The 3305-nt window shown below is 65.1% G+C and carries 4 protein-coding genes and 1 pseudogene; 2 read left to right on the forward strand and 3 right to left on the reverse strand.

Annotation, left to right across the window (positions count from 1 at the left end; all coding sequences use genetic code 11):
* The 3 genes and pseudogenes from JCM19049_RS10200 to JCM19049_RS10210 form a co-directional block, all read right to left on the reverse strand.
* Nucleotides 1-349: CNNM domain-containing protein (locus tag JCM19049_RS10200; RefSeq protein WP_279402927.1), on the reverse strand; the 349-nt coding region annotated here is incomplete at its 3' end.
* Nucleotides 350-352: 3 nt separating this feature from the next.
* Nucleotides 353-826 carry an rRNA maturation RNase YbeY gene (gene ybeY / locus JCM19049_RS10205; protein WP_054821529.1) on the reverse strand — a complete coding sequence of 158 codons (474 nt, stop codon included), beginning with the start codon at nucleotides 824-826 and terminating at the stop codon, nucleotides 353-355.
* A gap of 46 nt (nucleotides 827-872) precedes the next feature.
* A pseudogene (locus JCM19049_RS10210) lies at nucleotides 873-1897 on the reverse strand (PhoH family protein).
* Between the two features lie 337 nt (nucleotides 1898-2234).
* Between JCM19049_RS10210 and JCM19049_RS10215 the strand changes: the two are divergent.
* Together JCM19049_RS10215 and JCM19049_RS20070 are read left to right on the forward strand one after the other, a co-directional pair.
* Complete coding sequence (locus JCM19049_RS10215; protein ID WP_054821530.1) at nucleotides 2235-2942, forward strand: GerMN domain-containing protein; 708 nt, start codon at nucleotides 2235-2237, stop codon at nucleotides 2940-2942.
* Entirely contained in the window at nucleotides 2921-3085 is a 165-nt protein-coding gene (locus JCM19049_RS20070; protein ID WP_279402928.1) for a hypothetical protein, read from the forward strand. The genes JCM19049_RS10215 and JCM19049_RS20070 overlap by 22 nt, the downstream gene beginning before the upstream one ends.
* The last annotated feature ends 220 nt before the right edge of the window (nucleotides 3086-3305 follow it).

Below are 3305 nucleotides of genomic sequence, written 5' to 3' on the forward strand. Positions count from 1 at the left end.
CGTTCGCCCGCCCGTAGCGCCGCGGGGAGACCGAGACCAGCACGAAGCCCAGTCCCGCCATGGTGATGGTGGCCAGCAGCCCGGCCAGCCAGATGTTGTGGATAAAGCGGGAGAAAACCAGCGCGATGGCCACCGCGGAGGCGGTTTCGAACCACATCCGCCAGAAGCGGATGGACTGGGCGTGGGATTCGCTGTCGTCCAGGATCCGGGTCAGCGCCTTGGAGTTCGAGTCGTTGCGCAGTTTTTCCGCCGTGTGGCGGGAGAGGGCATAAAAGGCCGAATCCGCTGCCGTGAGAACCGCCGCGCAGGCGAGGAAGATCAGGGCAGCGATCACTAAAACGGTGCTCACCGGCTACTCCACGGTCTCCTTCGGGGCAGGGCGGCCCAGGAAGGATTCCAGCAGCTTGCGCTGCAGGCCGAACATCTCGGCGCGTTCGGCCTCCTCGTCGTGGTCGAAGCCCATCAGGTGCAGCAGGCCGTGCGTGGTCAGCAGCAGCACCTCGTCCTGGACGCTGTGCCCGCCGGCGGCGGCCTGTTCGGCGGCCACGGCCGGGCAGATCACCACATCTCCCAGGATCCCGCTCTCGGCCGGGGTGTTGGCGCTGCCCGGACGCAGCTCGTCCATCGGGAAGCTCATCACGTCGGTGGGCCCTTCCAGGTCCATCCACTCCACGTGCAGCTGGCTCATGGCCTCCTCGTCGACGAACACCACCGAGACCTCGGTGCTGGGGTGCAGGTACATGGTCTCCAGCACAAAGCGTGCCAGCTTCTCCACGGCCTGCAGGTCGACCTGCGCTTCGGTTTCGTTATTGACTTCGATGCTCATCTATTGCTGCTCACTGGTTCCTGGAGGCTAAATCGGTGGGCGGGGTTCACTTGCCACGCCGTTCACGATGCGGCTGGCGCTGGGCGGCGTCCCAGCGGTCGTAGGCCGAGACGATGTCGGAGATCAGCCGGTGGCGCACCACGTCGGTGGCGTCCAGGCGGCAGATGCTGATGTCGTCGATGTCCTTGAGGACCTCGGTGACCAGGCGCAGCCCGGAGACCGCGTTGCCCGGCAGGTCCACCTGGGTGATGTCCCGGTGACCACCATCTTCGAGCCGAAGCCCAGGCGGGTGAGGAACATCTTCATCTGCTCCGCGGTGGTGTTCTGCGCCTCGTCCAGGATCACGAACGCGTCGTTCAGGGTGCGTCCGCGCATGTACGCCAGCGGGGCGACCTCAATGGTGCCGGCCTCCAGCAGTCGCGGGATCGACTCGGGGTCCACCATGTCGTGCAGCGCATCGTAGAGCGGACGCAGGTACGGGTCGATCTTCTCGGACAGGGTGCCGGGCAAAAAGCCCAGCTTCTCCCCGGCCTCCACGGCCGGGCGGGTGAGGATGATCCGGTTGACCTGCTTGTCCTGCAGCGCGGCGACCGCCTTGGCCATGGCCAGGAACGTCTTGCCGGTGCCGGCCGGGCCGATGCCGAAGGTGATGGTGGAGTCGTCGATCGCGTCCACGTAGGACTTCTGGTTCACCGTCTTGGGGCGGATCGACTTGCCGCGCCCGGAGAGGATCTTCAACCCCAGCACATTGGAGGCGGACTGCTCCCCGTTGCCCGAGACCATCTTGATGATCTGTTCGATGGTCTCCACGCTCATGCGCGAGCCGCGGCCGGCCAGCTGCCGGGCCTCCTCCAGCACCCGCTGGGCGCGGCGCACCTGGCCGGGTTCACCCAGCAGGGTCAGCCGGGAATCGGCGGGGCGCAGTTCCAGTGACGGGTAGGCTCCGGTCAGGATCCGCAGCAGCTCGTCATTGGGTCCCAGAGTGGAGATCATATGCTCGGGATTGTCGAAGGTGACGGTCAGGGATGCGCGTTCGGCTTCGGATGGCATCCGATCTTTTTCTACCTGCATACGGTGTTGTGGGCCCCTTAGGCGTAAACGAGAAAATGTTGCACCTTCCAGTCTAGCGAGCGAAGGCTGTTTTGGGGCATGTGCCGTGGGATAAATCCCCAAATCTACCCCTCACTTTGGATGCTGAAGGTATAGATTTGGTTACAGATCGCTATCCTGTACGGTTTTTCGCCCTTTAGCCAGTTGGGTATGGCATTGTGTTGAACCGTCAGCTACAAATGTTACTGGTGAGTTCCACGTCACAGGTGGACCATGTGGATAGGTGTATTGATTGCCTCTAAGAAAGTTTTCGCGGCGCGCAACAGCGGCGGCCCTGGCCCTTGGCCTGGCCGTCGCCGTGGGCTGTGGGGCGAGCACCGGCAACGAGGAACACCGCATGCCCGACACCTCGAACAGCGCTCACCAGGACCTGCCCAGCGCCTCGGGCTCGGTGGAAACCCCCTCGGACAAGGAACTGATCCCGGTCTACTGGCTGCAGGCCGATAATGACGGGGTCTACCTGTACCGCGAGTACGCGCGGGCCAAGGCCAGCGGGGACCCGGTCACCGACGCCATCAGCTACATGCTCAACGACAAGCCGGCCAAGGACGGGTGGTTCACCTACCTGAAGCCCAGCACCGACATCGGGGTGTCGATCAGCTCCGAGAACGTGATCACCCTGGACCTGCCGAAGAAGGTCTTTGGCGCCCACCTGGATGAGGGCCTGGCCCAGCGCAGCATCCAGCAGCTGGTGTTCACCGCCACCGCCGCGGCCGCCAACGCCGGGGTACTGAACGGCAGCCAGCCGCCGAAGCTGCGCCTGCTGGTGGACGGGGCCGCGAACGCCACCGTGTTCGACGACTACCGCCTGGAGAGCGAATACGAACGCAACTCCAGCTTCATGGCCCCGATCTGGATCATCGACCGCAGAACTCCAGCCAGTTCGCCGCCGGGAAGGTCAAGCTCAACGCCCGATCCGTCGCCTTCAGCGACGGGCTGTACTACCGGGTGGAGCGCAAGAACACGGCCGGGGACTGGCAGCCGGTGGACGAGGCCCAACGGGTGAAGGCCACCGAGCTGGATGAGGACGGGGCGCTCAGCCGCGAGCTGGCGCTCTCCCCCGGCGAATACCGGGTGACCCTGTGGGGCCAGAACAACGGTTCGGGCGCGAAGATCGCGCGCACCACCAGCATGTTCAACGTCAGCTAACCGGGCAGCCAAAGAACCGGGCCGCAAAGCCCCCGGGAACCACGCTTAACCACGAACCCGGCCACCACCGGCAGACGCGAAATCGCGTCCACCGGCGATGGCCGGGTGAAGTTTTTTCCAAGCCCCCTACAGGTCCCCGAGCAGGTGACGGACCAGCACCAGGGCGGCCGGGCCGGCGGTGGAGGCCGCAGCACATGCTGGCCCAAAACCACGGCCCGGG

Source organism: Arthrobacter sp. JCM 19049, from assembly GCF_001310435.1.

What these genes read in the sequence shown, in the direction of transcription:
- ybeY (WP_054821529.1), bottom strand. Translation starts at nt 826, where the DNA reads ATGAGCATCGAAGTCAATAACGAAACCGAAGCGCAGGTCGACCTGCAG.